Origin of the sequence: Streptomyces sp. CG 926, from assembly GCF_003148825.1 — a bacterium.
Lineage (GTDB): Bacteria > Actinomycetota > Actinomycetes > Streptomycetales > Streptomycetaceae > Streptomyces.
Genome location: NZ_QGGZ01000005.1, coordinates 472,931 through 498,757, shown reverse-complemented (window position 1 = coordinate 498,757; position 25,827 = coordinate 472,931). Strand labels below are relative to the sequence as shown.

Genomic DNA, 25,827 nt, shown 5'->3' with positions numbered 1-25,827 from the left:
GCCCTGGCGGCCCGGCGGGCGGTCAGCCGGTGTTGCGCAGGCCCGCGGCGACGCCGTTGACCGTGAGCAGCAGGGCGCGGGCGAGCAGCGGGTCCGCCTCCTCGCCCCGGGCGGCGGCCGCGCGCTGGCGGGCCAGCAGGGAGACCTGGAGGTAGGAGATCGGGTCCAGGTAGGCGTCGCGTACGGAGAAGGTCTGCTGGAGCACCGGGTTCGAGCCGAGGAGCTCTTCGGCGCCGGTGATGCGCAGGACCTCGCGGACGGTGAGCTCGTGCTCGGCCTCGATGCGCGCGAAGACGTGCTTGAGGTTCTCGGGCACGAGGGTGTCGACGTAGTGGCGGGCGATCCGCAGGTCCGTCTTGGCCAGCGTCATCTCGACGTTGGAGAGGAAGTTGCGGAAGAAGTGCCAGCGGCTGCCCATCTCGGTGAGGACGTCCTCCTGGCCGGCCTCGCGCAGGGCCTTGAGGCCGGAGCCGACGCCGTACCAGCCGGGGACGATCTGGCGGGACTGGGTCCAGCCGAAGACCCACGGGATGGCGCGCAGGCCGTCGAGGCCGGCGCCGGAGTCGGGGCGGCGGGAGGGGCGCGAACCGAGGTGCAGGTCGGCGAGCTGGTCGACGGGGGTCGCGGCGAAGAAGTACGAGGGCAGGTCGGGGTCCTCGACGAGCGCCCGGTACGCGGCGTGCGCGGCGTCGGAGACGACGTCCATGGCCGCGTCCCAGCGGGTGAGGGCCTCGTCGGACTGGCGGGGGGCGGTGTGCAGGGCGGAGGCCTGCAGGGTGGCCGCGACGGTCAGTTCGAGGTTCTCGCGGGCGAGGGAGGGGACGAGGTACTTGTCGGAGATGACCTCGCCCTGCTCGGTGACCTTGATCTCGCCTTCGAGGGTGCCCCAGGGCTGGGCGAGGATCGCGTCGTGGGAGGGGCCGCCGCCACGGCCGACGGTGCCGCCGCGGCCGTGGAAGAGGCGCAGGCGCACCCCGTAGCGGTGGGCGACGTCGCGCAGTCGGCGCTGGGCGCGGTGGATCTCCCACTGGGAGGTGGTGATGCCGCCGAACTTGGAGGAGTCGGAGTAGCCGAGCATGACCTCCTGGACGTCGCCGCGCAGGGAGACCAGGCGCCGGTAGGAGGGGTCGGCGAGCATCTCGTCGAGGATGACGTCGGCGGCGCGCAGCTCGTCGGTGGTCTCCAGGAGCGGGACGATACCGATCTTCGCCCAGCCGGTGTGGAGGTCGATGAGACCGGCCTCCCGGGCCAGGACGGCCGCGGCGAACACGTCGTCGGCGCCCTGGCACATCGAGATGATGTACGACTCGATGACCTCGGGGCCGAACTTCTCGAAGGCGTCCTTGATGGCGCCGAAGACGCCGAGGGTCTTGGCTCCGGCGGCGTCGAGCGGGGCCGGGGTCGGCGCGAGCGGGCGGCGGGAGCGCAGTTCCTTGGCGAGGAGCTTCTGCCGGTAGTCGCGCGGCATGTCGGCGTAGCGCCAGGACTCCTCGCCGAGCCGGTCGAAGAGCTGGCCCAGCGCGTGGTGGTGGGCGTCGGCGTGCTCGCGCACGTCCATCGTGGCGAGCTGGAGGCCGAAGGCGGCCAGCGTGCGGATGGTGCGGTCCATGCGGCCGTCGGCGAAGAGCGCGCCGCGGTGCTCGCGCAGGGAGGTCTGGATGAGGGTGAGGTCGGTGAGGAGCTCGGCGGTGCCGAGGTAGTCGCGGCCTTCCTCGTGCGGGATGCCCTTGGCGAGGCGCTCGCGGGTGTTGAGGAGCTTCTGCCGGATGCAGGTGGCCTTGAGGCGGTACGGCTCCTCGGCGTTCAGCCGCTTGTAGCGCGGGCTGATCTCGGGGAGGCGTTCCAGGTCGGCCTGGAGGGAGGCGAGGAGTTCCTCGGTGGCTCCGGTGTAGCGGATGGAGTTGGAGAGGAGTCCGCGCAGGTAGTCGATGAGGTCGAGGGCGTCGGTGATGCCGTGCTCGTGCTGGAGGATCAGCACGTCGCGGGTGACCTCGGGGGTGACGTTGGGGTTGCCGTCGCGGTCACCGCCGATCCAGGTGCCGAAGGTCAGCGGGCGGGTGCCGGCGGGGATCTCGACGCCGACGCGCTGGAGCTCGGCGGCGAGGTCTTCGAGGACGTCGCCGACGGCGCCGGCGTGCAGCTCGTCGAGGTAGTAGATGGCGTTGCGGGCCTCGTCGGCGGGCTCGGGGCGTACGACACGGAGCTCGTCGGTCTGCCAGACGAGGTCGATGTTCTCGGCGAGGCGCAGGTCGTGGCGGCGGCGGTCGCCGGCGCCGGTGACGGGCTCCTCCAGCAGCGTGGCGATGCGGCGCAGCTTGTTGAGGACGCTGCGGCGGGCCGCCTCGGTGGGGTGCGCGGTGAAGACGGGGCGGACGTTGAGGTTCTTGACCGTCTCGCGCAGGTGTTCGGGGTCGGCGTCCTTCAGCATGTCCGCGGTGCGGGCGAGGAGCCCGCCCTCGGCGGCACGGTGGGCGCGCAGTTCCTTGCCGCGGTGCACCTGCTCGGTGACGTTGGCGAGGTGGAAGTAGGTGGAGAAGGCCCGTACGAGCTTGGCGGCGGTCTCCAGGTCGGTGTCGCCGAGCAGGGCGGCGGCGGCCTCGCCGTCGGTGCGGGTGAGGGCGCGGACGCGCTCGACGAGGTCGAGGAGGTCCTGGCCCTCCTGGCGTACGAGGGTCTCCCCGAGAAGGTCGCCGAGGCGGCGGATGTCCGCGCGCAGTTCCGCGTTGGCGGTTTCGGCCTGGGTGACGGGGGCCTGGCCCTGGGGGGCCTGGTCAGCACTGCTCACAGGTGCGGCTCCTTGCAGTGTTCGAGCGCTACTGGGCGGTGGGCTCCCGGCCACGTGCGGTGATGCCGTCCCCGGAATCGGTCCGGGGCGGGATCTCCGCTCCTGATGCGCAGCTCGGGCTGCCCGTGCGGACCGCGCTGTCCGACGGGACCCAGGATAGGTGTCCGATGCGTGTGCCTGGACAAACGTCTCATCAGGCGGCGCGTGAACACCTCGCGCGCGCTCCCCCTCCCGGCGCTGCCCCTCTTGCCTGCGTACCCGGTTTTGCCATACTTACGATGCCGTAGGTTACGGGTCCGTAGGGTTTCGTAACCGGGGAGCCTGCCACTTCTCTCACCCCCCAGGGGACACCCATGACCACCAGTCCCGATCTGATCGAGGGCGGCGCCGCGCCCTCCGACACATCCGAGCCGTCCGCGACACTCGGCGGCGAGAACAAGCGGTCCATCGAGCAGATCGCTCTGCTGCTGTTCATCACCGTGCCCTTCCTTGCCCTGCTGGCGGCCGTGCCGCTGACCTGGGGCTGGGGGGTGAGCCTGCTGGACCTGGGCCTGATGGTCTTCATGTACTTCCTGGCGTGCCACGGGATCACCATCGGCTTCCACCGCTACTTCACGCACGGATCCTTCAAGGCGAAGCGGCCGCTGCGGATCGTGCTCGCGGTGATGGGGTCGATGGCGGTGGAGGGGCCGCTCGTGCGCTGGGTGGCGGACCACCGCAAGCACCACAAGTTCTCGGACCACGAGGGTGACCCGCATTCGCCGTGGCGGTTCGGGGAGACGCTGCCGGCCCTGATGAAGGGGCTGTGGTGGGCGCACATCGGTTGGCTGTTCGACGAGGAGCAGACCGATCAGCAGAAGTACGCCCCCGACCTGATCAAGGACCCGGCGATCCGCCGGATCTCGCGGGACTTCATCTTCTGGACGATGTTCTCGCTCGCGATCCCGCCGCTGGTGGGCGGTCTGGTGACGATGTCCTGGTGGGGCGCGTTCACGGCGTTCTTCTGGGGCTCCCTGGTGCGGGTCGCGCTGCTGCACCACGTGACCTGGTCGATCAACTCGATCTGCCACGCGGTGGGCAAGCGGCCGTTCAAGTCCCGGGACCGCAGTGGGAACGTGTGGTGGCTGGCGGTGCTGTCCTGCGGCGAGTCCTGGCACAACCTGCACCACGCCGACCCGACCTCGGCGCGCCACGGTGTGTTGCGCGGCCAGGTCGACTCCAGCGCGCGGCTGATCCGCTGGTTCGAGCAGCTGGGCTGGGCGACGGACGTCCGTTGGCCGTCGGCGGCCCGCATCGACGCCCGGCTCAAGGAAATCGAGTCGAACGCGGCATGATGGGGGACGTGGCGATCGACGGCGGTAATACCAGCAGCGACAAGCCCAGGCGCGGCCGCCGGGTTCGAATGACGGGCGCGGAGCGGCGCCAGCAACTGCTGGACATCGGCCGGACGCTGTTCGCCGAGAAGGGCTTCGAAGGCACCTCGGTGGAGGAGATCGCGGCGAAGGCCGGGGTGTCCAAGCCGGTGGTGTACGAGCACTTCGGCGGCAAGGAGGGCCTCTACGCGGTCGTCGTGGACCGGGAGATGCGCCAGCTGCTGGACGGGGTGACGGGCGCGCTGACGGCCGGGCACCCGCGGGAGCTGCTGGAGCAGGCGGCGTTCGCGCTGCTGGACTACATCGAGTCGTACACGGACGGCTTCCGGATCCTCGTCCGCGATTCCCCGGTCGCCCAGTCGACCGGCACCTTCGCCTCGCTGATCAGCGACATCGCCACGCAGGTCGAGGACATCCTGGGCCTGGAGTTCAAGGCGCGGGGCTTCGATCCCAAGCTGGCCCCGCTGTACGCGCAGGCGCTGGTGGGGATGGTGGCGCTGACCGGGCAGTGGTGGCTGGACGTGCGCAGGCCCAAGAAGGCGGAGGTGGCGGCGCATCTGGTGAATCTGGCCTGGCACGGGCTGGACGGGCTGGAGTCGAAGCCGCAGCTGGTGGGCCGGCGCAAGAGCTGAGCGGGCGGCGGCGCCACGCCACCCCGAAGTCGAAAGGTTGTACGGAAAACCACTTCTACCTCGGGAAATGCAGCGGTACTGTGTGATCACTTCCCGGGGGGGACGTCCAGACGATCCGCAGCGCCGCTTTCCGCGTGCGCCGGTCGTCCTCGTGACGGCCACTCGGTTCTACCTGCGATCACGGGGGAACCCTCTTGCGCTCTTCGCGCCTCGGCCGCATCGCGGCCTGCACCGCACTCGCCCTCTCTGCCGGCACCCTGCTCTCCGTCGGTCAGGCGACCGCCGCCGGCAAGACCTCGGACCGCCCGGCGCCCGCCGCGGCCAAGGCCTCGACCGCCCCCAAGTCCACCGTCCCGCACGCCGCCACCCCGGCTCCGGGCGTCCTTGCGCCGAAGGCGACCGCCAAGGACAAGGGCGCGCGCGCCGCGGCTCCGCAGGGCGTCGCGGCCGCGGGCAGCGTGGCGCAGCCGCGTCTGGACCTCGACGGCGACGGTTTCAGCGACCTGGTCTTCCGCTCGACGCTCGGCTACGCCGGTGTCTTCGCGACCGGCGCCCCCGAGGGCAATCCGTCCACCGACTTCCGCATCGAGGGCGACGAGACCGAGACGGTCAAGGACATCATTGCCCTCGGCAACGTCGGCGGCGGCTGGAACCCCGAGATCCTCACGCTCACCTTCGACGGCAAGCTCCAGCTCCGCGAGACCTCCGGCGGCACGGCCGGCGCTCCGAAGTGGACCGGCACCGGTTGGCAGGTCTACAACCGCGTCATCGCCGCGGGCGACCTGAACAAGGACGGCCGTCCGGACCTGCTCGCCCGTACGCAGGCCGGCGACCTGTACTACTACAAGAGCACCGGCAACCTCTCCAACCCGTTCGGGGACCGGGTCAAGGTCAGCGGCGGCTGGAACCAGTACGACCAGATCGTCGGCCTCAGCGACATCGACGGCGACGGCGACGGCGACGTCATGGGCCGCACGTACACGGGCGACCTGTTCATCCACAAGGGCACCGGCAACGGTGCCGCCCCGCTGGAGTGGCGGAACCAGATCGCCAGCGGCTGGACCGGTTACACGCAGATCATCGCGGCCGACGACATCGACGGCGACGGCAAGGCCGACATGATGGGCGTGACCGTCACCGGTGACCTCTTCTGCCACTTCTCCGAGGGCAACGGCCTGTTCTCCTCTCAGTACGACTGCGGCTCGAACTGGAAGAGCACCGAGCTCTTCCTCGGCTCGGGCGTCACGCCGGTCTACGGCAAGCACAACGTCGGCACCCTCGACGCCGGCGGCCAGTACTGGTCGCACAACGCCATGAGCGACGGCTCGCTCTTCGATCCCCGCAAGGCCGGCGACTTCGTCTGGCCGGACGACGGGTCGAAGCTGGTCGTGGCCTCCGGCCTGGACAAGGTGAACTGGGGCCACAAGTTCCAGTTCAACCAGTGGGGTCTGACCAACCGCAGCACGAACCAGCCGATCGCCGGTGACTGGTGGGGCGTCACGAACCTGGTCGTCGGCGGCGGCGACGTCTCCGGCGACGGCAAGGGCGACCTGCTGACCCGTGACATCTGGGGCAACCTCTACGTCCACCAGGGCAACGGCACCGGCAACGCCTTCGCCGCCCCGGTCAACGTCGGCAACGGCTGGGATCAGTACAGGCTGGTCGCCTCCGGTGACTTCAACGGCGACGGCTACGCCGACGCGGTCGGCATCACGAACAGCGGCGACCTGTACTTCCACCCGGGCGCCGGCAAGGCGAACGCGCCGTTCGCCGCCCGCTGGCTGGTCAGCGGCGGCTACCAGAACTTCAAGGACGCCGTGTCCCCCGGCGACCTGACCGGTGACGGCAAGGCGGACCTGGTCCTGACCGATGCCAACGGCAACGTCTTCCGCTCCGAGGGAGGCAAGAGCCTCTTCGGCAGCGAGGTCCTCACCGGGCCCGTCTTCTTCAAGGGCGGCCTGAACTACCGCAGCATCGGCTGACCGCCCGACACCTGCACGACGGCGCCCCGTCACCGGAGATCCGGTGACGGGGCGCCGTCGTGTCATGCCTCCCGCCGCGTCCTATGCGCAAGGTTCCGGAGCCGCGGGTTCGGGGTGGTGCCGTTCCAGGAATTCGAGCCGGTTGCCGACGGGGTCCTGCGAGTAGAAGCGGCGGTGGCCCGGGAGGTTGTCGTCCCAGACCACCGTGGCCCCCCGCTCCCGCAGTCTGTTCGCGTACGCCTCGATGTCGCTCACCCTGAGCCCCGGATGGGCCTTGAGGGCGGGCCGGAAGTCCTCCTCGACGCCGAGGTGCAGCTGGACGGGCCCGGCGGCGAACCAGCAGCCCCCGCGGGCGGCGAGGACGGGCGGCTTGGGGATCTCGGTCATGCCGAGGACGTCCGTGTAGTAGGCGCGGAGCCGGTCCTCCGAGTCCGGCGGCGCGGCGAGTTGCACGTGGTCGACTGCGGTCAGCACGGTCATGCCTCCTTGCGGGCTACGGCGAAGATGCGGCGGAACGGGAAGACGGTGCCGCGCGGGCCGGTGGGATAGGCGGCGCGGAGCCGGTCACGGTATTCGGTGAGGAAGGCGTCCACGGCGTCACGGTCCTCGCCGAGGGCGGTGAGGACGGGTCGCAGGGCGGTGCCCTTGACCCAGTCGAGGACGGGGTCGGGGCCTTGGAGCAACTGGTGGTAGGTGGTCTCCCAGATGTCGGCGTCGCAGCCGAGCTCGGTGAACCGGGCGAGGTATTCGGCGGGTTCGAGGAGATGGATGTAGCGGGCGCCGTGACCGGCGAGCCGGGCCCGCCAGCGCGGGGTGTCGCACTGCTGCGCGAGCAGGGCGTGGCTGGGGGCCGTGAAGTTGCCGGGGATCTGGAAGGCGAAGGTGCCGCCGGGGCGTAGGCCGTTGATCCAGGCGCCGAAGGAGCCGGGGTGGCCGGGGACCCATTGGAGGGCGGCGTTGGAGACGATCAGGTCGTAGGGCTCCTCGGGCAGCCAGGTGCCGAGGTCGCCGTGGCGGAAGTCGAGGCTGCCGCCGCCGGGGGTGGGCCCGGCGTACTCCTCGGTGGCGCGGTGGAGCATCTCCGGGGAGAGGTCGAAGCCGGTGATGCGGGCCTCGGGCCAGCGCTCGGCGAGGAGCGTGGTGACGTTGCCGGGGCCGCAGCCGAGGTCGGCGATACGGGCGGGACCGTGGGGGAGCTCGGGTATGCGGGTGAGCAGGTCGAGGAAGGGCCGTGTGCGGTGGCCCGAGTGCCGGAGGTACTGCTGGGGATCCCAGGTGGGGGCGGATGGCGCGGTGGACGTGGGGGTCCCGGCGCGCGCGGTATCGGAATACATGTTCGAGCCTCCCTGCTGGCGGGGCGATCGGAAGCGGAATCCGTTCCGGCCCCCTCCATGCCCCATGCTCGCTCCATTTATATCTCGATGTCAAGATACTCGTGATCAAGATGCTCGGTATGAAGAGACTTCACATCGACAGACCCCTTACACTGATCGGCATGGAGGACGAGGTCGACCGACTGGTGGCGGCATGGCGGCGGGAGCGCCCTGACCTCGACGTGGAACCACTCGAGGTACTGAGCCGCGTCAGCAGGCTCGCGCGCCATCTCGACCGCGCCCGCAGGCTGGCCTTCTCCGAGCACGGCCTGGAGCCGTGGGAGTTCGACGTCCTGACCTCGTTGCGCCGCGCGGGCGCGCCCTACCAGCTCTCCCCCGGCCAGCTGTTGACCCAGACCCTGGTCACCTCCGGCACCATGACCAACCGCATCGACCGGCTCGCCAAGAAGGGCCTCGTCGAACGGCTCCCGGACCCCAGCGACCGCCGGGGGGTCCTGGTGCGGCTCACCCCCGAGGGCCGGGACCGCGCCGACCAGGCCCTCGCCGGGCTGCTGGCCCAGGAACGGGCGATCCTGGCCCAGCTCTCGCAGGGTCAGCGCGGCGATCTCGCCGGGCTGCTACGCCAGTTGACCGCTCCGTTCGACAACATCCCCGGCTAGGTCGGCCGGTCGTACGCCGGCCCGCCGGGCCAGTGCCACCGCGGCCAGCGTGGAGTGCACCCCGAGCTTGCCCAGCACGTTCTGCATGTGGGTGCGGACCGTGTGCGGGGACAGGAACAGGCGCGCCGCGACGTCCTTGCGGCCCAGCCCGGCCACCATGCAGCGCAGCACCTCGTGTTCACGCGGGGTCAGCGACTCCACCAGCCGCTCGCTGTCCGTACGGTGCTTGCGCGCCGCGGTCAGTTCCCGGAGCACCCCGGTGAGCAGCGCGGGCGGCAGATGCGTCTCCTCGCGCAGGACCCCGCGGATCACGGCCAGCAGCCGGGAGAGCGAGCAGTCCTTCGCCACCCAGCCCGAGGCGCCCGCCTGGAGCGCGAGGGCGGCCCTGCGGGGGTCGTCGCGCTCGGCGAGCACGACGGTGCGGACCCCGGGGTGGGACACCCGCACCCCCGCGACCAGCGCGATCCCGTCGGAGCCGGGCGGCGGCGGCCCGGAGCCGGACTCCCGCTGGGCGGGCACGGCCCCCGGGACCGTGCCGAGATCGGCGTCGACCAGCAGGACGTCGAAGCGACGGCCCTCGGCCGCCGCGCGTTCGAGGCAACGCAGCGCGGCGGGGCCGCTGCCGGCCGCGGACACGTCCACGTCCGGCTCGGCCGCGAGCGCGGCTGCGAGCGACTCGGCGAAAATGCGGTGATCGTCGACGACGAGAACCCGGATACGAACCACAAAACCCCCAAGGGTAGGGGAACGGACGACGGCGGGTACGGCGCCCGGACCGGGTGATCCGCAGCTGCCCCGGCCGCCGCCGTGACATCTCTGCATTACCCCGGACCGGACGACGTACCCGACTTGTCTCGACCCCTGAATCAACACCGGCCCCCACCGGTGTCACGCATCAGCGTAGGGCCGGGGGCGTCCGACGGATGGCCGAATAGCAGAAGTTTTCCCAGGGATTTTCCGACGCGGGGGGCTACGGACCGGCTTTGTGATGGCTTGAAATCGCCTGCCCCGAAGGTCCTGATGGCGGCTTCGGTACCGGCGTGTGCCCCGGGCAGTTGCACGGGGGGCATTTCACCCGGCGTGTGCACGCCGGGCGCCCGCGCACGGCGCCCGTCCGCAGCGCACGGCCCACACGCACACGCCCCCCGCACCGGTCGGGGTGCGGGGGGCGTGCGGAAGCCGGGAGGTCCGGACGGACGTCCGAGGTCCGGCAGCTCCGGGGTGGTTCAGGAGGAGTGCGTACGCGCGAAGTTCCACGCGTCCGTGATGATCCCGGTGAGGTCCGAGCGGCTCGGGGTCCAGCCGAGGCGCTCGTGGGCCGTGCGCGCGGAGGCGACGAGCATCGCCGGGTCGCCGGCCCGGCGCGGGGCGACCACCTCGGGGATGTCCCGGCCGGTGACCTTGCGGACGGTCTCGACGACCTCGCGGACCGAGAAGCCGTTGCCGTTGCCCAGGTTGCAGATCAGGTGCTCCCCGCCGGTGGCGGCCCGCAGGGCGGCCAGGTGGGCCTCCGCCAGGTCGGCGACGTGGATGTAGTCGCGGACGCAGGTGCCGTCCGGCGTCGGGTAGTCCTCGCCGAACACCGAGATCGACTCCCGCTCGCCCAGGGCGACCTGGAGGACCAGCGGGATCAGGTGCGTCTCGGGGGTGTGCCGCTCGCCGAACTCGCCGTAGGCGCCGGCCACGTTGAAGTAGCGCAGGGACACCGCGGCCAGGCCGTGCGCCACGCACTCCCCCGCGATCATGTGGTCCACGGCCAGCTTCGAGGCACCGTACGGGTTGGTCGGCGCGGTCACCGAGGCCTCCGTCAGCAGGCCCTCCGTCGGCTCCCCGTAGGTCGCGGCGGTGGAGGAGAACACCAGCTTGCGCACACCCGCCTCGCGCATCGCGGCCAGCAGGGCCAGCGTCCCGCCGACGTTGTTCTCCCAGTACTTGCCCGGGTTCACCACGGACTCGCCGACCTGCGAGGAGGCCGCGAAGTGCAGCACCGCCTCGTAGGAGGGGTCCAGGTGGCGGGCGGCGTCCTGGATCCGGCCCTCGATGAAGGTGGCGCCCTCCGGGACCCCTACGCGAAAGCCCGTGCTCAGGTCGTCGAGGACGGTGACCTCGTGGCCGGCCTCCAGAAGGTGGGCCGCGACCACGCTGCCGACGTATCCTGCCCCACCGGTTACCAGGTACTTGCTCACTCGCCTACTGCCTCTCGCGGGGAAGCACGCGCGGGTACGTGCGCGTGCGTGGACACTGGCTTACCCGATTCCGCGCCCACGGGGAAATCGGGCGGCCGGAGCCGGCCGGTACGTCAGTCGCGCGCGGCGGCGGACGGCAGTGTGGGCAGCGCCCGGTCCAGCAGACCGGTGCGGGCGGCCAGCGCGGCCGCCTCCAGCCGCGATCCCACGCCCAGCTTCATCAGCACCCGCTGAACGTGCGTACGGGCGGTGCTCGGGGCGATCTCCATGCCCGCGGCAATCAGCCGGGTGTCCTCGCCCTCGGCGACCCGTACGAGCACCTCCACCTCGCGCGGGGTGAGCAGCCGGAGCAGCCGGCTACCCTCGTCGTCGGGCTGGTCGGCGGGGTTCAGGAGCTCCGCGAAGGCCCCCTGCAGCAGCTGCGGGGCGATCGCCACCTCGCCCGCCCTGGCCTTGGCCAGGGCCCGCTCCACACCCTCGATGCGCTCGTCCTGGCGTACGTAACCCGAGGCGCCGGCGGCGAAGGCGGCCGCGATCCCGCGAGGGCTCGGCACCGGGCCGAGGACGACCACGGCGATCTGCGGACGCTCCCGCTTGACGCGCACGACGGGCTCGAAGACCCCGGGCTCGGCGGGGGTGGCGGTGCCGAACAGGCAGACCTCCGGCGCACGGCCGATGACCAGCTCGGCGGCGCCCGCCGCCGGAGCGGCGGCGGCCAGCACCCGGTGGCCGCGCAGCTTCAGGGCAGAGGCGAGCGCCTCGGCCAGCAGCCGGTGCTCGTCGACCACCACGACCCGTACGCCCATTGAGGAACCACCCCCCACCCTTCTGACCCGGCAAGCTACACGCTTGTTCGACGGTGCGAGAGGGATACCGCGCAGAAGCCCCCGATCGGTACGGACCGTTCGGGGGCTTTCGGCGACTCGGTGCGAACCGGGGTGGTGCCCGTCAGCTCGCGGAGAAGGAGACGAAGAGGTACTCCGGGTCGGCCTTGTCCGAGTACGGCTTGCTGACCGTCGTGCGGGAGATGAAGAACTTCCCGTTGTGGTAGCGGTACTCGGAGTACTCCGGCGAGAACCCGGTCTCGGCGCGCTGGCTCGCCTTGTCCGCCGGGTTCTCCATGAGGAGGGTTTCCTTCATCGTCCTGCTGTCGATGCTGACGATCTGACCGCCCTTGTCGTACGGGGGCCGCTTGTAGGCGATGATGTTCGACCCGTCCATGCGCAGCGGGAAGAGCGTGTACCGCTCGCCCGCGTCGGCACGGTCGGTGGTCTGCTTGCCGGTCTCCAGGTCGAAGGAGAGCAGCTCGTTGGTGCGGGAGCTGGAGGCCTGGCCCTGGTGCTCGTAGGACGGCAGGTAGATCCTGCCGTTGCCGACCACCATGTTCATGCACCGCTCCACCTCGGAGCTGCACCGGGCGCCGAAGTCTCCGGAGGCCAGCGGGATGCGGGCCTTCAGCTCGCCCTTGGGGTCGATGACGAAGAGGTCGCTGACGCCCGTGGCGTTCTTCGCGGTCTTGCCGACGTCGGCCCCGACGATCAGGGGCTTGGTGGAGACGACGTACGCGTCCTCGATGCCCGGGGAGAGCTTGTACGAGACGGTGGGCGCGCCCGTGGTCGGGTCGAGGAGCTGCCCGTACAGCGTGTAGTTGGGGCTCTGGCCGCACTTGCGGATGGCGGCGAGGGCCTCGCCGCCGCCGTAGCCCACGTCGCGGCAGCTCTCGCCGTCGACCTTGGGCAGCCACAGGGACTTGCCGTCGGCCAGGTTCCAGGCGGCGCCGCCCGCGGAGATACCGGCCGCGGCGACGGTCTGGCCGCTGAGGGTGACGGTGTTGAACGAGACGGGCTTGTCGCCGCCGGTGGCGCTCTTGGCGTTGCCGGACCAGACCAGCTTGCCGCTCTCCAGGTCGATGACGCCGACCTCGGTGCACTGGACGTACTTGTTCTCGGGCGTCGGCTGGGAGGCCTTGAAGAGGACCGCGGCCTTCTTCTCGCTGACGTGCTTGGTGGCGCCGCAGAGCTCGCCGGGAAGGGGCAGCTCCCACTTCTTGCCGCCGTCGACGAGGTTGTAGCCGACGACCTTCGACAGGTCGGACTTGACGTAGGTGGTGTCGGTCACCCAGGAGCCCGCGACAGTGGCGACATCGGCCGGAACGGGGCTCGGCAGGTTGAGGAGCGGCTTCGACTTCGGGTTGCCGGGTGCCTTCTCGGTGCCGGGCACGTAGTCCGTGGGCTTGTCGTTGCCCGGGGAGGCGCTCGGGTTGCTGTCGGCCTTGTCGTCCCCGCCGCCGCTGTCGCCGGAGGTGTACCAGAGGCCGCCGCCGACGATGAGGACGCAGGCCAGGACGGCCGCGCCGACGATCGTCAGCTGGGTGCGCTTGGCGTTGCCGGAACCCGGGGCCGGGGGCTGGGGGGCGGGCACGGGCGCGCCGGGGGCACCCGGGGCGCCGAACGGCGGCGGGGTGCCGGGCTGCTGCGGGTAGCCGTAGCCGGGCCCGGTCTGCGGGTACCCGTACGCGGGCTGCCCGGTCGGCGGCTGCTGTGGGGGCCCGGCCTGCGGGGCGGCCGCTCCGGGCGGCGGCACGGGCGCGCCGAATCCGCCCGGCGGCGGGTCCTGCGGGGCGCCGAAGCCGCCGGACGGCGGCTGGCTGGGGGGCGGCGGGATACTCATCGGTTGCTGTTGCCTCTCGGTGGGCGGGTCGTGGGACGCGTTTTCACTTGCCGAAAGCCATCAGGAGCCTCTCGTCCGTGTTCTCGCCCGCCAGCCGGGTGACGGAGAGGAAGAACCGCCCGTCCACGTAGGCGGCGCTCTGGGAGGTCAGGAAGGAGGACTCGATCCGTGCGGAGGTGCCCGAGGGGAGCTTCATCAGCGTCGTGGGCGCGCTTCCGTCGGCCGGGAACGAGACGATCTCGCCGGGCCGGCCGACCAGGTCGGCTCGGTAGGCGGTCAGCCGGCCGTTCGCGGCGTCGAGCGGGATGAGGACCTTCTTGTCACCGGCCTTGGTGCGCCACTTGGTCTTGCCCGTGCCGAGGTCGAAGGCGACGATCTCGCTGCCGGTGGACTTGTCCCCGGCGGCGAGGTAGACGGTGTCCGCGTCGACCGCGGAGTTCCCGCAGTTCTGGAGGCCCTCGCTGCTTGCGTAACCACCGCAGTTGACCACGAAGTTGCCTTCACCGACGAGGGTGTTGCGCTTCTGCCCCTTCTCGTCGAGGACGAGGATCGAATGCTGCCCGGTGTCGCGGTTGCCGGCGTCGATGACGGTGGGGCTGACCGAGTAGACGGCGTTGACCTGGAAGCCCTTGGGCAGGCGGTAGCTCCAGGTCTTCTTGCCGGTGCTCGGGTCGGCGTCCTGGATCTCGATGGTCTTGTCGGCGTCCTGGCAGAGGGCCACGGCGATCATCTTGTTGTTGCCGGCGGCGTAGGTCATGGGCTTGCAGCCCTCGGGGCCCGCGTCGGAGAAGAGCTTGTCGCCGGTGCTCAGGCGGTGGGCGCTCTGACCGCCCATCCAGGCGAGGGCGAAGGTGTCGCCGCTGAGGGTGACGGTGGCGGAGGAGCTGGTTTTGAACAGCCCTTCCATGACGAGCTCCTTCGTCCACACCTCCTTGCCGGCCTTGAGGTCGATGAGCTTCATCTGGTTGCAGCTGGAGCCGTCGGCGTTCTTGACGACCATGACGGTCCTGCCGTCGGGGGTGGCCTGCCCGGTGAGTCCGCAGATCTCCACCTGGAAGTCGATCTTCCACTTCTCCTTGCCGTCGCTCACCCCGTAGCCGATGACAGACTTGTCGACGGTCTTGACGACGGTGTCGCCGGCGACCCACAGCCCCCTGGCCGGGATACCGGCTCCCGGGCCCTCCATCTTGGCGGTCTTCAGCCAGAGGGCCTTGTCCTCACCCGGCTTGCGGCCCTCGTTGAGGTCGGTCGGGATGTCGCTGCCCTTGCCGTTCCCGTTGCCGTCGCCCTTGTCGACGGTGGGAGAGCCCGAGGGCTTGGCGTCGGCGGGCTCCTGCGCGACCGGCTTCGGGTCCTTCTCCTCACCGGAGAAGGCCACGTAGCCCACGCCACCGAGCACGAGGACGGCCGCCACCGACGCGGCGACCAGCAGGGTCAACTTCTTCTTCGATGTCGGGCCCGGACCTGGGCCGGGGCCACCCGGGCCCACCGGCTGCTGGGTCACCGTGGGCGGCTGCGGCGGGTACGCGGGCTGCTGGGCGTACGGGTTCGCACCCTGGGGCGGGAACCCGTAACCCTGCTGCGGCGGACCCGGCAGGTGCCCGTAACCGGAAGGCGTCGACGGCTGGTTCGGCGGCTGGTTCGGCGGCTGGGGCAGCTCGGTCATCAGCGCACGCTTTCGGCATCGGGAAGGTCGGGGAGGATGACCTTTCTATCACTGACAGCGCTCATACATCGGGCCGGTCCGTCCGCTGTTCCCAAGGGAGGACCGGCCCGTGACGCCGCCGTTATCCGGCCGGTCGCCCCCGAAGACCGGCGGAATCCAGGCCTCTCCGACCGCCCGGCCTCGGCGCGCCACCAAATCCGCGCGGCCCGACAGGAGTTCGTCGGGCCTCCCCGCACCGGGCCCGAAGCGTCCTCACTTGCCGAAGACCATCAGCAGCTTCTCGTCCTGGCCTTGGGCCCGCAGGTGGGTGGAGGAGATGAAGAACCGTCCGTCCGCGTAGTCCAGCTTCGGGAGGGTGAAGGTCCTCTCGATCGGGGCGGCGGGGCCCGAGGGGTGGCGCAGGACCGCGGTCGGGGTGCCGCCGTCCGCCGGGATGGAGAGGACCTCTCCACCCTGCTCCTCCTCGGCCTTCCGGTAGGCGATGAGCCGACCGTCCACGGCCTTGAGCGGGGTGAGCGTGCGCTTGTCCCCGGCCTTGACCCGCCACTTGCGCTTGCCGGAGGCGAGGTCGAAGGCGACGATCTCGTTGCTCTTGCCGGTGCCCGCCGCGGTGGGCAGATAGAGGGTGTTCGCGTCGACGACCGCCGAGGGGCAGGTCACCAGGGACCGGAACAGGCCGGTGTCGCCGCAGCCGACGGCGAGGCCGTCCGCGCTCTCCAGGGTGGCGGCCTGCTTCCCGTCGGGTCCCAGGACCACGATGGAGCGCTGCTTCGTCCGCTCGTCGCCGATGTCGACGACGGTGGGGTTCACCGAGTAGATGCTGGTGACCTTGAACTTCGCGGGGAGCCGGTAGGCCCAGCCCTTCGCGCCGGTGACGGGGTCGATCCCGTGGACCTCGGCGGTGGAGTCCTCGTCCGAGCAGGTGGCGAGGGCGATCAGCTTGCCGTTGCCGGCCTCGTAGGAGTCCGGGTTGCAGCCGTCGCCCAGCGGGTTCGCGAAGAGCTTGTCGCCGTTGCTGATCTTGAAGGCGCTGGCGGTGCCGCCGCGACTGACGGTGACGGTGTCCCCGATCATCGACAGGGTGGGGCTGGTGAAGATGTCGAAGACCCCCTCACTGGGCACCGTCTTCGACCAGACCTCCTTGCCCGTCCTGAGGTCGACCACGCGCAGCTGGGTGCAGGAGGTGTTCTCGCCCTCGCCGTCGCGGTACATGACGACCGTCCGGCCCTCGGCCGTGGTCTGTCGGGCGACGGAGCAGATCAGGGCGGGGAAGGGGAGTGTCCACTTCTCCTTGCCGTCGGTAACCGAGTAGCCGGTGAGGTTCCTCCAGATACTCTTGACGACGGTGTCGCCGACGACCCACTGACCGGCGGCGTCGACGCCCATGCCGGGGCCGTCGATCTTGGCGGTCTTCAGCCACAGGACCTTGTCCTCGCCCTGCTTGCGGCCGGAGTTCAGGTCCGCCTGCTGACCACCGCCGTTCCCGTTGCCGTCGCCCTTGTCGACGGTGGGAGAGCCCGAGGGCTTGGCGTCGGTGGGCTCCTGCGCGACCGGCTTCGGGTCCTTGTCCTCACCGGAGAAGGCCACGTAGCCCACGCCACCGAGAACGAGGACGGCCGCCACCGACGCGGCGACCAGCACGGTCAGCCTTTTCTTCGGTGTCGGGCCGGGGCCGCCCGGACCGACCGGGCGCTGCTGCACGGTGGGCGGCTGCGGCGGGTACGCGGGCTGCTGGGCGTACGGGTTCGCGCCCTGCGGCGGGAACCCGTAACCCTGCTGCGGCGGACCCGGCAGGTGCCCGTAACCGGAAGGCGTCGACGGCTGGTTCGGCGGCTGGTTCGGCGGCTGGGGCAGCTCGGTCATCAGCGCACGCTTTCGACATCGGGAAGGTCGGGGAGGATGACCTTTCTACCACTGCCGGCCCGCATGAACGGGGCCGGTCCACCCCTGTGCGTAAGGGGTGACCGGCCCGGTCCCGCTCAGGCCTCTTCGGCCAGTTCCAACCAGCGCATCTCCAACTCGTCGCGGTCCGAGAGGAGTTCGCGCAGCTCCGCGTCGAGCTTGGCCACCTTGTCGTAGTCGGTGGAGTTCTCGGCGATCTGGGCGTGCAGGTTGCCCTCGCGGTCGGACAGCTTGTTCAGCTGCCGCTCGATCTTCTGGAGTTCCTTCTTCGCGGCGCGCGAGTCCCCCGAGGCGGTGGACTTCGCGGCGCCGGTGGACTGGACGGGCGCCGGAGCGGCCGCCTCGATCATCCGCTGCCTGCGCTCCAGGTACTCGTCCAGACCACGCGGCAGCATCCGCAGGCTCGCGTCGCCGAGCAGCGCCATCACCGTGTCGGTGGTGCGCTCGATGAAGAAGCGGTCGTGGGAGATCACGATCATCGACCCGGGCCAGCCGTCGAGGAGGTCCTCCAGCTGGGTCAGGGTCTCGATGTCGAGGTCGTTGGTGGGCTCGTCGAGGAACAGGACGTTGGGCTCGTCCATCAGCAGGCGCAGGATCTGCAGGCGGCGGCGCTCACCACCGGAGAGGTCGCCGACCGGCGTCCACTGCTTCTCCTTGGTGAAGCCGAACTGCTCGCAGAGCTGGCCCGCCGTCATCTCGCGGCCCTTGCCGAGGTCGACGCGGTCACGGACGCGCTGGACGGCCTCCAGGACGCGCAGGGACGGGTCGAGTTCGCCGACCTCCTGGGAGAGGTAGGCCAGCTTGACGGTCTTACCGACGATGATCTTGCCGGCGGCGGGCTGGACCTCGCCCTGGGTGCGGGCGGCCTCGGCGAGGGCGCGCAGCAGGGAGGTCTTGCCGGCGCCGTTGACGCCGACGAGCCCGACGCGGTCGCCGGGACCCAGGTGCCAGGTGAGGTGCTTGAGGAGTTCCTTCGGCCCGGCGTGGACGCTGACGCCCTCCAGGTCGAAGACCGTCTTGCCGAGGCGGGCGTTGGCGAACTTCATCAGCTCGGAGGTGTCGCGCGGCGGCGGCACGTCGGCGATCAGCTCGTTGGCGGCCTCGATGCGGTAGCGCGGCTTGGAGGTCCGGGCGGGGGCGCCGCGGCGCAGCCAGGCCAGCTCCTTGCGCATCAGGTTCTGCCGCTTGGACTCCTCGGTCGCGGCGATGCGGTCGCGCTCGGCGCGGGCGAACACGTAGTCGCTGTAGCCGCCCTCGTACTCGTGCACGTCACCGCGCTGCACGTCCCACATGCGGGTGCAGACCTGGTCGAGGAACCAACGGTCGTGGGTGACGCAGACGAGCGCGGAGCGGCGCTCCTGGAGGTGCTTGGCCAGCCAGGAGATCCCTTCGACGTCGAGGTGGTTGGTGGGCTCGTCGAGGATCAGGAGGTCCTGGTCGGCGATGAGCAGCTTGGCGAGGGCGATCCGGCGGCGCTCGCCACCGGAGAGCGGGCCGATGACGGTGTCGAGGCCCTGGCCGAAGCCGGGCAGGTCGAGGCCGCCGAAGAGTCCGGTGAGGACGTCACGGATCTTGGCGTTGCCGGCCCACTCGTGGTCGGCCATGTCCCGGATGATCTCGTGGCGGATGGTCGCCCGGGGGTCGAGGGAGTCGTGCTGGGTGAGGACGCCCATGCGCAGGCCGCCGGACTGGGTGACCCGACCGGTGTCGGGCTCCTCCAGCTTGGCGAGCATCCGGATGAGGGTGGTCTTGCCGTCGCCGTTGCGGCCGACCACGCCGATCCGGTCCCCCTCGGACACGCCGAGGGAGATGCCGTCCAGCAGGGTACGTGTGCCGTACACCTTGCTGACTGCCTCGACATTGACCAGATTGACGGCCATCAGACGCGCTCCAGGGAAAGGGTGTGGATCAGCCCCTCAGCGTAGGCCATGTCTTCCGGATCAAGCCGGGCCCTCGGCGCCCGGCACCGCACCTCGCGGCGTTGTCCTCGGTCGCCGACGCTCCGCGTCGACTCCCTCGTCCGCCTTGCGACGCACGTCACCGGACGCCGCGGACTGATCCGGCCTGATCCGGAAGACATGGCCTAACCCTCCGGGCCGGGGCGGACCGTTCTACGAGATACCAGCCGCCCAGAGCCATCGCGATCGCCGCCGGCGCGGTGACGGGCAGGGCGACCAGGGTGGCGCTGTGCCCGTCGAGCAGGCCGCCGAGCCCGGTCATGGACAGGCCCAGGATGCCGAGCAGGCACAGGGTGATCCCGAGGGCGGCGACGGGGCCGCCGGTGCGGCGGGCGGGGGCGGGCGCGCTCGACCGGGGCGTCTCGAAGCGGCGGAACAGCGCGACGAGGACCCCGGTCAGCGCCGCCGCGGCGAGCATCCGTACCGGGACCTGCGCCCACCAGGCGGCCGTGGCGGGGGCCGGCAGGTCGAGGCCGAGGGCGAGCTGGGCCGCGTACACACCGAGCATCGCGGTCAGGTGCCACAGGAACGCGGTCATGGCGAGGCCGTTGGCCGCGACCACCGCCCGCCAGACGCGCGGCCGGCGCAGCCACGCGGTGGCGGGCCCGGCCGCCAGCTGGACGGCACCGACGAGCCACAGGCCGTGGCAGAGCAGGGCGAGGGTGGGCGGGGCCATGTTGGAGACCTTCTCGCCGGGCATCCCGACCATGGACAGCGGGTACGGGCCGTACGCCACCAGCAGGGCGGCCGAGGCGAGTCCCGCGCCGGCGAGGACGGCGGGCCGGCGGATACGGCCGTCGGCCCGCAGGAAGCCGAGCTGGTGGACGGCGAGCCAGACGAGGGCGAAGTTCAGGAACTCCACGTACGGGACCCCGAACGCGAACCGCAGTACGTCGACCAGCGCGGCCGCCCCGGCCAGGGCGGCGAAGGCGGCCCAGCCGTGGCGCTCGTGCAGCTTCAGCAGCGGCGGGGTGAAGGCGACCATGGCGAGGTAGATCCCGATGAACCACAACGGCTGCGTGACGAGCCGCAGCGCGGCCGCGGTCAGCGTTCCGCCGCCGTGCCCGGCGAGCTGCACGGCGAGCGCGACCGCGGCCCACACCAGGACGAAGACGAGGGTGGGGCGCAGCAGCCGCTGGAGCCGGGCCCGCAGGAAGGCGGCGTAGACGGGCCCGTCGGTGCGGCGGGCCAGGGAGCGGTAGGACAGGGCGTGCGAGAACCCGCCGACGAAGAAGAAGACGGGCATGATCTGCAGCCCCCAGGTGAGCGCCTGGAGGGCGGGTACGAGGGCGAGCAGATTCCCTATGCCGTCGCCGCTGACGGCGGCCATCAGCCAGTGTCCGGCGATGACGGTGCCGAGCGAGGCGACGCGCAGCAGGTCGACGTACCGGTCCCGGTCGGCGGGGGTGGCCTCGGCCATGGCGCTTGCGCTAGCTGTCATGGGGCCACGGTGTCCCGTACGGGGTGTCCCCCGACAGGGTGCGAATACTCAACTCGGCCCTGAGTACCGGCCCGGGGCTCAATCGCCGGCGAGGCTGGGGATTTCAGCCCCGCCGGCGTTTGAGGCGCTCTTTCAGCCCCGCCGGCGTTTGAGGCGCGGGGTCTGGGGCGGAGCCCCAGCAGCGGACCCGCGGGGTCAGGACGGCAGCACCGTCGCGCCCGCGGCCGGGCTGGAAGCCACCCGCGTGGCCCGGCAGGTGCCGGAGGCTTCGAGCGCCGCCGCGACCTTGGCGGCAGCCTCCTCGTCCGCGACGAGGAACGCCGTCGTCGGGCCCGAGCCCGAGACCAGCGCGGTGAGCGCACCGCCTTCGACCCCCGCCGCCAGCGTCGCGGCCAGCGACGGCCGCAGCGACAACGCCGCCGCCTGGAGGTCATTGCTCAGCACCGCCGCCAGCGCCTGCGCGTCGCCCGAGGCGAGCGCCGCCAGCAGCGCCGGGGAGGCCTCCGGCACGGGGATCTCCGTACCCGCGACCTCGGCGAGGCGGTCGAACTCGCGGAACACCGCCGGCGTGGACAGCCCGCCGTCGGCCACCGCGAAGACCCAGTGGAACGCCCCCGCCCCTACGGGCGTCAGCAGTTCACCGCGGCCGGTGCCGAGCGCGGCCCCGCCGACGAGGCTGAAGGGGACGTCGCTGCCGAGCTCCGCGCAGATGTCGAGGAGTTCGGCGAGCGGGGTGTTCAGCCCCCACAGCGTGTCGCAGGCCAGCAGGGCCGCCGCGCCGTCCGCGCTGCCGCCCGCCATGCCGCCCGCGACCGGGATGTTCTTCGCGATGTGCAGGTGGACGGCCGCTTCGATCCCGGCCCGGGCCGCGAGGATCTCGGCCGCGCGCGCCGCGAGGTTGGTGCGGTCCAGCGGGACCTTGTCGGCGTCCGGGCCCTCGCAGGTGACGGTCAGGGTGTCGGCCGGGGTGGCCGTCACCTCGTCGAACAGCGACACGGCGAGGAAGACGTTGGCCAGGTCGTGGAAGCCGTCGGGGCGGGCCGCGCCCACCGCCAGCTGGACGTTGACCTTCGCGGGGACCCGTACGGTCACGGGCGTGCGGGGCGCGCTCACAGGGCGGGCCTCTCCGCCGCGGGCTTGTGCTCGGCGATCGCCGCGAACTCCTCGACCGTCAGGGACTCCCCGCGGGCCTGCGGCGAGACACCGGCGGCGACCAGCGCGGCCTCCGCGCCCGCCGCCGAGCCGGCCCAGCCGGCCAGCGCGGCGCGCAGCGTCTTGCGGCGCTGGGCGAAGGCGGCGTCGACGACCGCGAAGACCTCGGCCTTGGTGGCGGTGGTCTTGACGGGCTCGGTGCGGCGCACCAGCGAGACGAGACCGGAGTCGACGTTCGGGGCGGGCCAGAAGACCTTGCGGCCGATGGAGCCGGCCCGCTTGACGTGCGCGTACCAGTTGGCCTTGACGGAGGGCACACCGTAGACCTTGTTGCCGGGCTCGGCGGCCAGCCGGTCGGCGACCTCGGCCTGCACCATCACCAGCGTGCGCTCGATGGTCGGGAACCGGTCGAGCATGGTGAGCAGGACGGGTACGGCCACGTTGTACGGCAGGTTGGCGACGAGCGCGGTCGGCGCCGGGCCGGGCAGCTCGGTCACGAGCATCGCGTCGGAGTGGACCAGCGCGAAGCGGTCCTTCTTCGCGGGCATCCTGGCCTCGATGGTGGCGGGCAGGGCGGCGGCCAGGATGTCGTCGATCTCGACGGCGACGACCCGGTCCGCGGCCTCCAGCAGCGCGAGCGTCAACGAGCCGAGCCCCGGGCCGACCTCGACGACCACGTCGTCCGGGCGGACCTCGGCGGTGCGCACGATCCGGCGCACCGTGTTGGCGTCGATGACGAAGTTCTGCCCCTTCTGCTTCGTCGGGCGTACGCCGAGGGCGGCGGCCAGCTCCCTGATGTCGGCCGGGCCGAGGAGGGCGTCGGGCGCGGCGGGGGAGGCGTTCTCGGGGTTCTCGGTGTTCTCGGGCTGCTGCTCTGCGGTGCTCACCGGTAAAGCGTCTCAGATCGACGGGCCCGCTACGACGTGAGCCTGCGGCCGCAGTGCGGCCACGGACTCGCCCCCCGCTGGACGTAGAGCTTCTTCGCCCGGTACGTCTGTTCCGTGCCGGAGGCGTCCTGCGGGCGGCCGCTGCCGCCGAGGCCCTGCCAGGTGCGGACGTCGAACTGGTACAGCCCGCCGTAGGTCCCGGAGGCGTCGGTGGCGGCGGGGCGGCCGCCGGACTCGCACTGGGCGAGCGCCGCCCAGTTGAGGCCGTCGGCGCCGGCGACGGAGCTGGGCAGCGCCTTGGTGCCGACCTTGACCAGCTGGGTGACGGGCTCGCGGACGACCTCGTCGGCGATGGGCCGGGGCTTCTGCCGGACCCCGTTGACGGTGCGCAGGCTGTACGTGACCCGGCGCGCCCCGGGGCGGCCGGCGCGCTCGACGACCTCGGTGCCGGCGAACAGGTCGGGGTCCTCGACCTTCTCGGTCACGTACGGGATGCGTTCCTCGCGGACCTCGCGGGTGCCGGTGATGCGCAGCACGGTGACGGTCTGGCCGTCGCGCGGGAAGTCGGTGGGCGGTACGGAGGTGGTGTCCTGGCCCTGGAGGGTGATGCCGGCCTGGTCGAGGGCTTCCTGGACGGTGGCGGCGTTGGTGCGGATGGTGCGTTCGCGGCCGTCGGCCATGAAGGTGACGCTGCGTTCGGTGCGGACGCTGAGGGCCAGGCCGGCGCGGGGCACGGGGGCGGTGCGGGGCGCGGAGAGGTAGGCGCCCTCGGCGCGGATGCCGAACTGGTGCAGGGCGCCCTCGACGGTGCGGGCGGTGGTCCACACCTGGCGCTGCTGTCCGTCGAGGGTCAGGCGCAGGGGGCGGCCGTAGCGGACGACGATCTCCTCGCCGTCGGCGAGGGGTTCGCCGGCGGCGGGGGCGACGAGGTCGTGGGGGCCGACGCCGAGGCCTTCGGCGGCGAGCAGTTCGCCGATGTCGTCGGCGAAGGTGTGGAGGTTGCGCGGGACCCCGTCCACGGTGAGTCGAACGGCCTTGTCGGCGGCGACGAACGCCGTGGTGCCGCCCGCGAGGAAGGCGACGACGAGGGCCTGCGGCACGATCCGCCGCCAGTTCCCGCCGAAGGTCGGGGCGGGGGTGGCACGGCCCCGGGCCCGGCGGCGGCCGGGCCCCGCCGGGGCGGGGGCGTGGGGGGCGGGGACGGGAGCGAGGGTGGGTGTGGCGGGTGCGGCGGGTGCGGCGGGTGCGGACGGTGTGACGGCCACGGCCGCGGGGGCCACGGCACGGCGGCGGCCCGAACCGGGTGCCACGGGCGCGGCGGCCAGGGTGTCGGCCTCGGCCAGTTCGACCGGCGACATCCCGGGCCGGCGACGGCGCCCGCCGCGCGGTGCCGGGACAGGGAACTCCGGGACCGGGAACTCCGCGGCGGGTGCCTCCGGGGCCCGGAGCGCCGGCTCCGGGTCCCACGCGGCGGGCCCGGGATCGTCCGGACCGGCCGGCCGGACCGAGGACGGGGCCGAGGGCTGGGCCTCGTACGCCTCGGGGAGGGGACCGCCACGGCGGTGACTGCCCTGCGTATCGCTCACGACGCTCGCTCCACTGGTGATCCGGCACCCTCTGGTGCGGGCACGGCACCCTAGCGGAGGAATCGTCACGCTCCAAAGCGGATCGACTACGCAGCGTGGCGGAGCGGGCGGGGTGTCAGTAGCCGAAGGCGCGGGCCGTGTTGGCCGCCAGCGCCGTGGCCATCGCGTCCTCGTCGATACCGCGGACCGCGGCCATCGCCCGGACCGTCAGCGGAATGAGGTACGGCGCGTTGGGCCGTCCTCGGTACGGCGCCGGGGTGAGGTAGGGCGCGTCCGTCTCGACGAGCACCAGTTCCGCCGGGGCCACGGCGAGCGCCTCGCGCAGCGGCTGGGCGTTCTTGAAGGTGACGGTCCCGGCGAAGGACATGTAGTACCCGGCGGCGGCGCACTCGCGGGCCATGTCGGCGTCCCCGGAGTAACAGTGGAAGATCGTCCGCTCCGGGGCGCCCTCCTCGCGCAGGACGCGCAGGACGTCCGCGTGGGCGTCCCGGTCGTGGATGACCAGCGCCTTGCCCTGCCGCTTGGCGATCTCGATGTGCGCGCGGAAGGAACGCTCCTGCGCGGCCATGCCCTCGGGGCCGGTGCGGAAGTGGTCGAGGCCGGTCTCGCCGACCGCCTTCACGTGGTCCAGCGCGGCCAGCGCCTCGATCTCGGCCAACGCCTCGTCCAGCGCGGCCTCCCCGCCGCCGGCCCGGGCGCCCTGGCGCGACCACCCGTCGGGATCCCCGTGCACGATGCGCGGGGCTTCGTTCGGGTGGAGGGCGACGGCCGCGTGGACGTTCGCGTACGCGGCCGCGGTCTCGGCGGCCCACCGGGAGCCCTTCACGTCGCAGCCCACCTGGACGACGGTGGTCACGCCCACCGAGGCGGCCTTCGCGAGGCCCTCCTCGACGGTCCCCGCCTGCATGTCGAGGTGGGTGTGCGAGTCCGCGACCGCCACCCGGAGGGGTTCGGGCAGCGGCGGCGGTGCGTCCTTGGGCTGCGTCTTCTCCACGCGTGTGCTCATACGGCCGATCTTATGACCGGCGGAAGAGCCCCTTCAGACGGGAGAGCAGGCCACGGCGCTCCTCGGACGCCTCGACGGCCACCGGCCCCGGGGAGGGGTGCGGCCGGGCGGACCGGCGCGGCTTCGGCTGCCGGGGGACGTTCTCACCGGCCCGCACGGGTCGGGCGATCCCGGGCGCGATGTCGTCGTGGTAGAGGGGGTCGATCATGTCCCTCACCGTGGAGACCTGTCCGGCCCGCATGATCCGTACGACGTGTCCGCCGCAGTTCAGGCAGGTCGGGTTGGACAGGGGGGAGGGCACCCGCTCGCCGTCGACCTTGTACATGATGAACGGCTCGCCCCTGCCGTCGACGTGGTGCTCGATCGCGTACGCCTGCTCCCAGCCGTACCCGCACCTCATGCACGCGAAGGAGTAGGCCTCGTGCACGACGTGCACGTCGGTAGCGGTCACAGCGACAGGGACTGCGGTGGGGACGGGTACCGGGGTGTCTGCGATCTCACTCATGCCAGCTCCTCTTGTTCCACTGGTGCCATTGCCAGTGGACGCCTCGACGGGCGGGAGCGCATCAGGCCCTGTGCAGTGTTGGGCGGTCCTTGGGCGACTCATT

Annotated in this window: 20 protein-coding genes; 4 read left to right on the top strand and 16 right to left on the bottom strand. The window is 71.8% G+C overall.

Annotation, left to right across the window (positions count from 1 at the left end; all coding sequences use genetic code 11):
* Positions 1 to 22: 22 nt before the first annotated feature.
* Positions 23 to 2,785 carry a phosphoenolpyruvate carboxylase gene (gene ppc, locus BCL76_RS17005; protein ID WP_375137929.1) on the bottom strand — a complete coding sequence of 921 codons (2,763 nt, stop codon included), beginning with the start codon at positions 2,783 to 2,785 and terminating at the stop codon, positions 23 to 25.
* A 353-nt stretch (positions 2,786 to 3,138) separates the two neighbouring features.
* On the opposite strand from ppc, the gene BCL76_RS17000 reads away from it, so the two are divergent.
* The 3 genes from BCL76_RS17000 (at position 3,139) to BCL76_RS16985 (ending at position 6,772) form a co-directional block, all read left to right on the top strand.
* On the top strand, positions 3,139 to 4,119 hold the full coding sequence (locus BCL76_RS17000) for an acyl-CoA desaturase (RefSeq protein ID WP_109780296.1): 981 nt from the start codon (positions 3,139 to 3,141) through the stop codon (positions 4,117 to 4,119).
* Complete coding sequence (locus BCL76_RS16995; RefSeq protein WP_375137934.1) at positions 4,119 to 4,790, top strand: TetR family transcriptional regulator; 672 nt, start codon at positions 4,119 to 4,121, stop codon at positions 4,788 to 4,790. Before BCL76_RS17000 ends, BCL76_RS16995 begins: the two co-directional genes overlap by 1 nt.
* A gap of 194 nt (positions 4,791 to 4,984) precedes the next feature.
* A complete protein-coding gene (locus BCL76_RS16985; RefSeq protein WP_181382590.1) occupies positions 4,985 to 6,772 on the top strand; it encodes an FG-GAP repeat domain-containing protein in 1,788 nt (595 codons plus the stop codon).
* A gap of 81 nt (positions 6,773 to 6,853) precedes the next feature.
* On the opposite strand, the gene BCL76_RS16980 is transcribed toward BCL76_RS16985, so the two are convergent.
* Entirely contained in the window at positions 6,854 to 7,246 is a 393-nt protein-coding gene (locus BCL76_RS16980; RefSeq protein ID WP_109780352.1) for a VOC family protein, read from the bottom strand.
* A gap of 2 nt (positions 7,247 to 7,248) precedes the next feature.
* Complete coding sequence (locus BCL76_RS16975) at positions 7,249 to 8,106, bottom strand: trans-aconitate 2-methyltransferase (protein WP_030761926.1); 858 nt, start codon at positions 8,104 to 8,106, stop codon at positions 7,249 to 7,251.
* Between the two features lie 161 nt (positions 8,107 to 8,267).
* Between BCL76_RS16975 and BCL76_RS16970 the strand changes: the two genes are divergently transcribed.
* The gene (locus BCL76_RS16970) at positions 8,268 to 8,765 is read left to right on the top strand and encodes a MarR family winged helix-turn-helix transcriptional regulator (RefSeq protein WP_073919162.1); all 498 of its coding nucleotides are present in this window, start codon (positions 8,268 to 8,270) and stop codon (positions 8,763 to 8,765) included.
* On the opposite strand, the gene BCL76_RS16965 is transcribed toward BCL76_RS16970, so the two are convergent.
* The 13 genes from BCL76_RS16965 to BCL76_RS16900 form a co-directional block, all read right to left on the bottom strand.
* A complete protein-coding gene (locus BCL76_RS16965) occupies positions 8,724 to 9,491 on the bottom strand; it encodes a response regulator transcription factor (protein ID WP_030761923.1) in 768 nt (255 codons plus the stop codon). The genes BCL76_RS16970 and BCL76_RS16965 overlap by 42 nt on opposite strands.
* A 500-nt stretch (positions 9,492 to 9,991) precedes the next feature.
* Entirely contained in the window at positions 9,992 to 10,951 is a 960-nt protein-coding gene (galE, locus tag BCL76_RS16960; protein ID WP_109780292.1) for a UDP-glucose 4-epimerase GalE, read from the bottom strand.
* 113 nt (positions 10,952 to 11,064) lie between these two features.
* On the bottom strand, positions 11,065 to 11,757 hold the full coding sequence (locus BCL76_RS16955; protein ID WP_109780291.1) for a response regulator transcription factor: 693 nt from the start codon (positions 11,755 to 11,757) through the stop codon (positions 11,065 to 11,067).
* A 142-nt stretch (positions 11,758 to 11,899) separates the two neighbouring features.
* Positions 11,900 to 13,621: an outer membrane protein assembly factor BamB family protein gene (locus BCL76_RS16950; RefSeq protein WP_109780290.1), complete on the bottom strand. Its 1,722-nt coding sequence runs from the start codon at positions 13,619 to 13,621 to the stop codon at positions 11,900 to 11,902.
* 43 nt (positions 13,622 to 13,664) lie between these two features.
* Complete coding sequence (locus tag BCL76_RS16945) at positions 13,665 to 15,287, bottom strand: outer membrane protein assembly factor BamB family protein (protein ID WP_109780289.1); 1,623 nt, start codon at positions 15,285 to 15,287, stop codon at positions 13,665 to 13,667.
* A 252-nt stretch (positions 15,288 to 15,539) separates the two neighbouring features.
* Complete coding sequence (locus BCL76_RS16940; protein ID WP_181382589.1) at positions 15,540 to 17,150, bottom strand: outer membrane protein assembly factor BamB family protein; 1,611 nt, start codon at positions 17,148 to 17,150, stop codon at positions 15,540 to 15,542.
* A 116-nt stretch (positions 17,151 to 17,266) separates the two neighbouring features.
* Positions 17,267 to 19,069 carry an ABC-F family ATP-binding cassette domain-containing protein gene (locus tag BCL76_RS16930; protein ID WP_109780286.1) on the bottom strand — a complete coding sequence of 601 codons (1,803 nt, stop codon included), beginning with the start codon at positions 19,067 to 19,069 and terminating at the stop codon, positions 17,267 to 17,269.
* A gap of 157 nt (positions 19,070 to 19,226) precedes the next feature.
* Complete coding sequence (locus BCL76_RS16925; RefSeq protein ID WP_109780285.1) at positions 19,227 to 20,588, bottom strand: acyltransferase family protein; 1,362 nt, start codon at positions 20,586 to 20,588, stop codon at positions 19,227 to 19,229.
* 195 nt (positions 20,589 to 20,783) lie between these two features.
* On the bottom strand, positions 20,784 to 21,701 hold the full coding sequence (locus tag BCL76_RS16920) for a 4-(cytidine 5'-diphospho)-2-C-methyl-D-erythritol kinase (protein ID WP_109780284.1): 918 nt from the start codon (positions 21,699 to 21,701) through the stop codon (positions 20,784 to 20,786).
* Positions 21,698 to 22,627 carry a 16S rRNA (adenine(1518)-N(6)/adenine(1519)-N(6))-dimethyltransferase RsmA gene (rsmA, locus tag BCL76_RS16915; RefSeq protein ID WP_109780283.1) on the bottom strand — a complete coding sequence of 310 codons (930 nt, stop codon included), beginning with the start codon at positions 22,625 to 22,627 and terminating at the stop codon, positions 21,698 to 21,700. The genes BCL76_RS16920 and rsmA overlap by 4 nt, the downstream gene beginning before the upstream one ends.
* 29 nt (positions 22,628 to 22,656) lie before the next feature.
* Positions 22,657 to 23,985 carry a ubiquitin-like domain-containing protein gene (locus tag BCL76_RS16910; protein ID WP_109780351.1) on the bottom strand — a complete coding sequence of 443 codons (1,329 nt, stop codon included), beginning with the start codon at positions 23,983 to 23,985 and terminating at the stop codon, positions 22,657 to 22,659.
* A 343-nt stretch (positions 23,986 to 24,328) separates the two neighbouring features.
* Positions 24,329 to 25,219, bottom strand: a complete 891-nt coding sequence (locus tag BCL76_RS16905) for a TatD family hydrolase (protein WP_109780282.1) — start codon at positions 25,217 to 25,219, stop codon at positions 24,329 to 24,331.
* 10 nt (positions 25,220 to 25,229) lie between these two features.
* Positions 25,230 to 25,724 carry a hypothetical protein gene (locus BCL76_RS16900; protein WP_181382588.1) on the bottom strand — a complete coding sequence of 165 codons (495 nt, stop codon included), beginning with the start codon at positions 25,722 to 25,724 and terminating at the stop codon, positions 25,230 to 25,232.
* Positions 25,725 to 25,827: the final 103 nt, after the last annotated feature.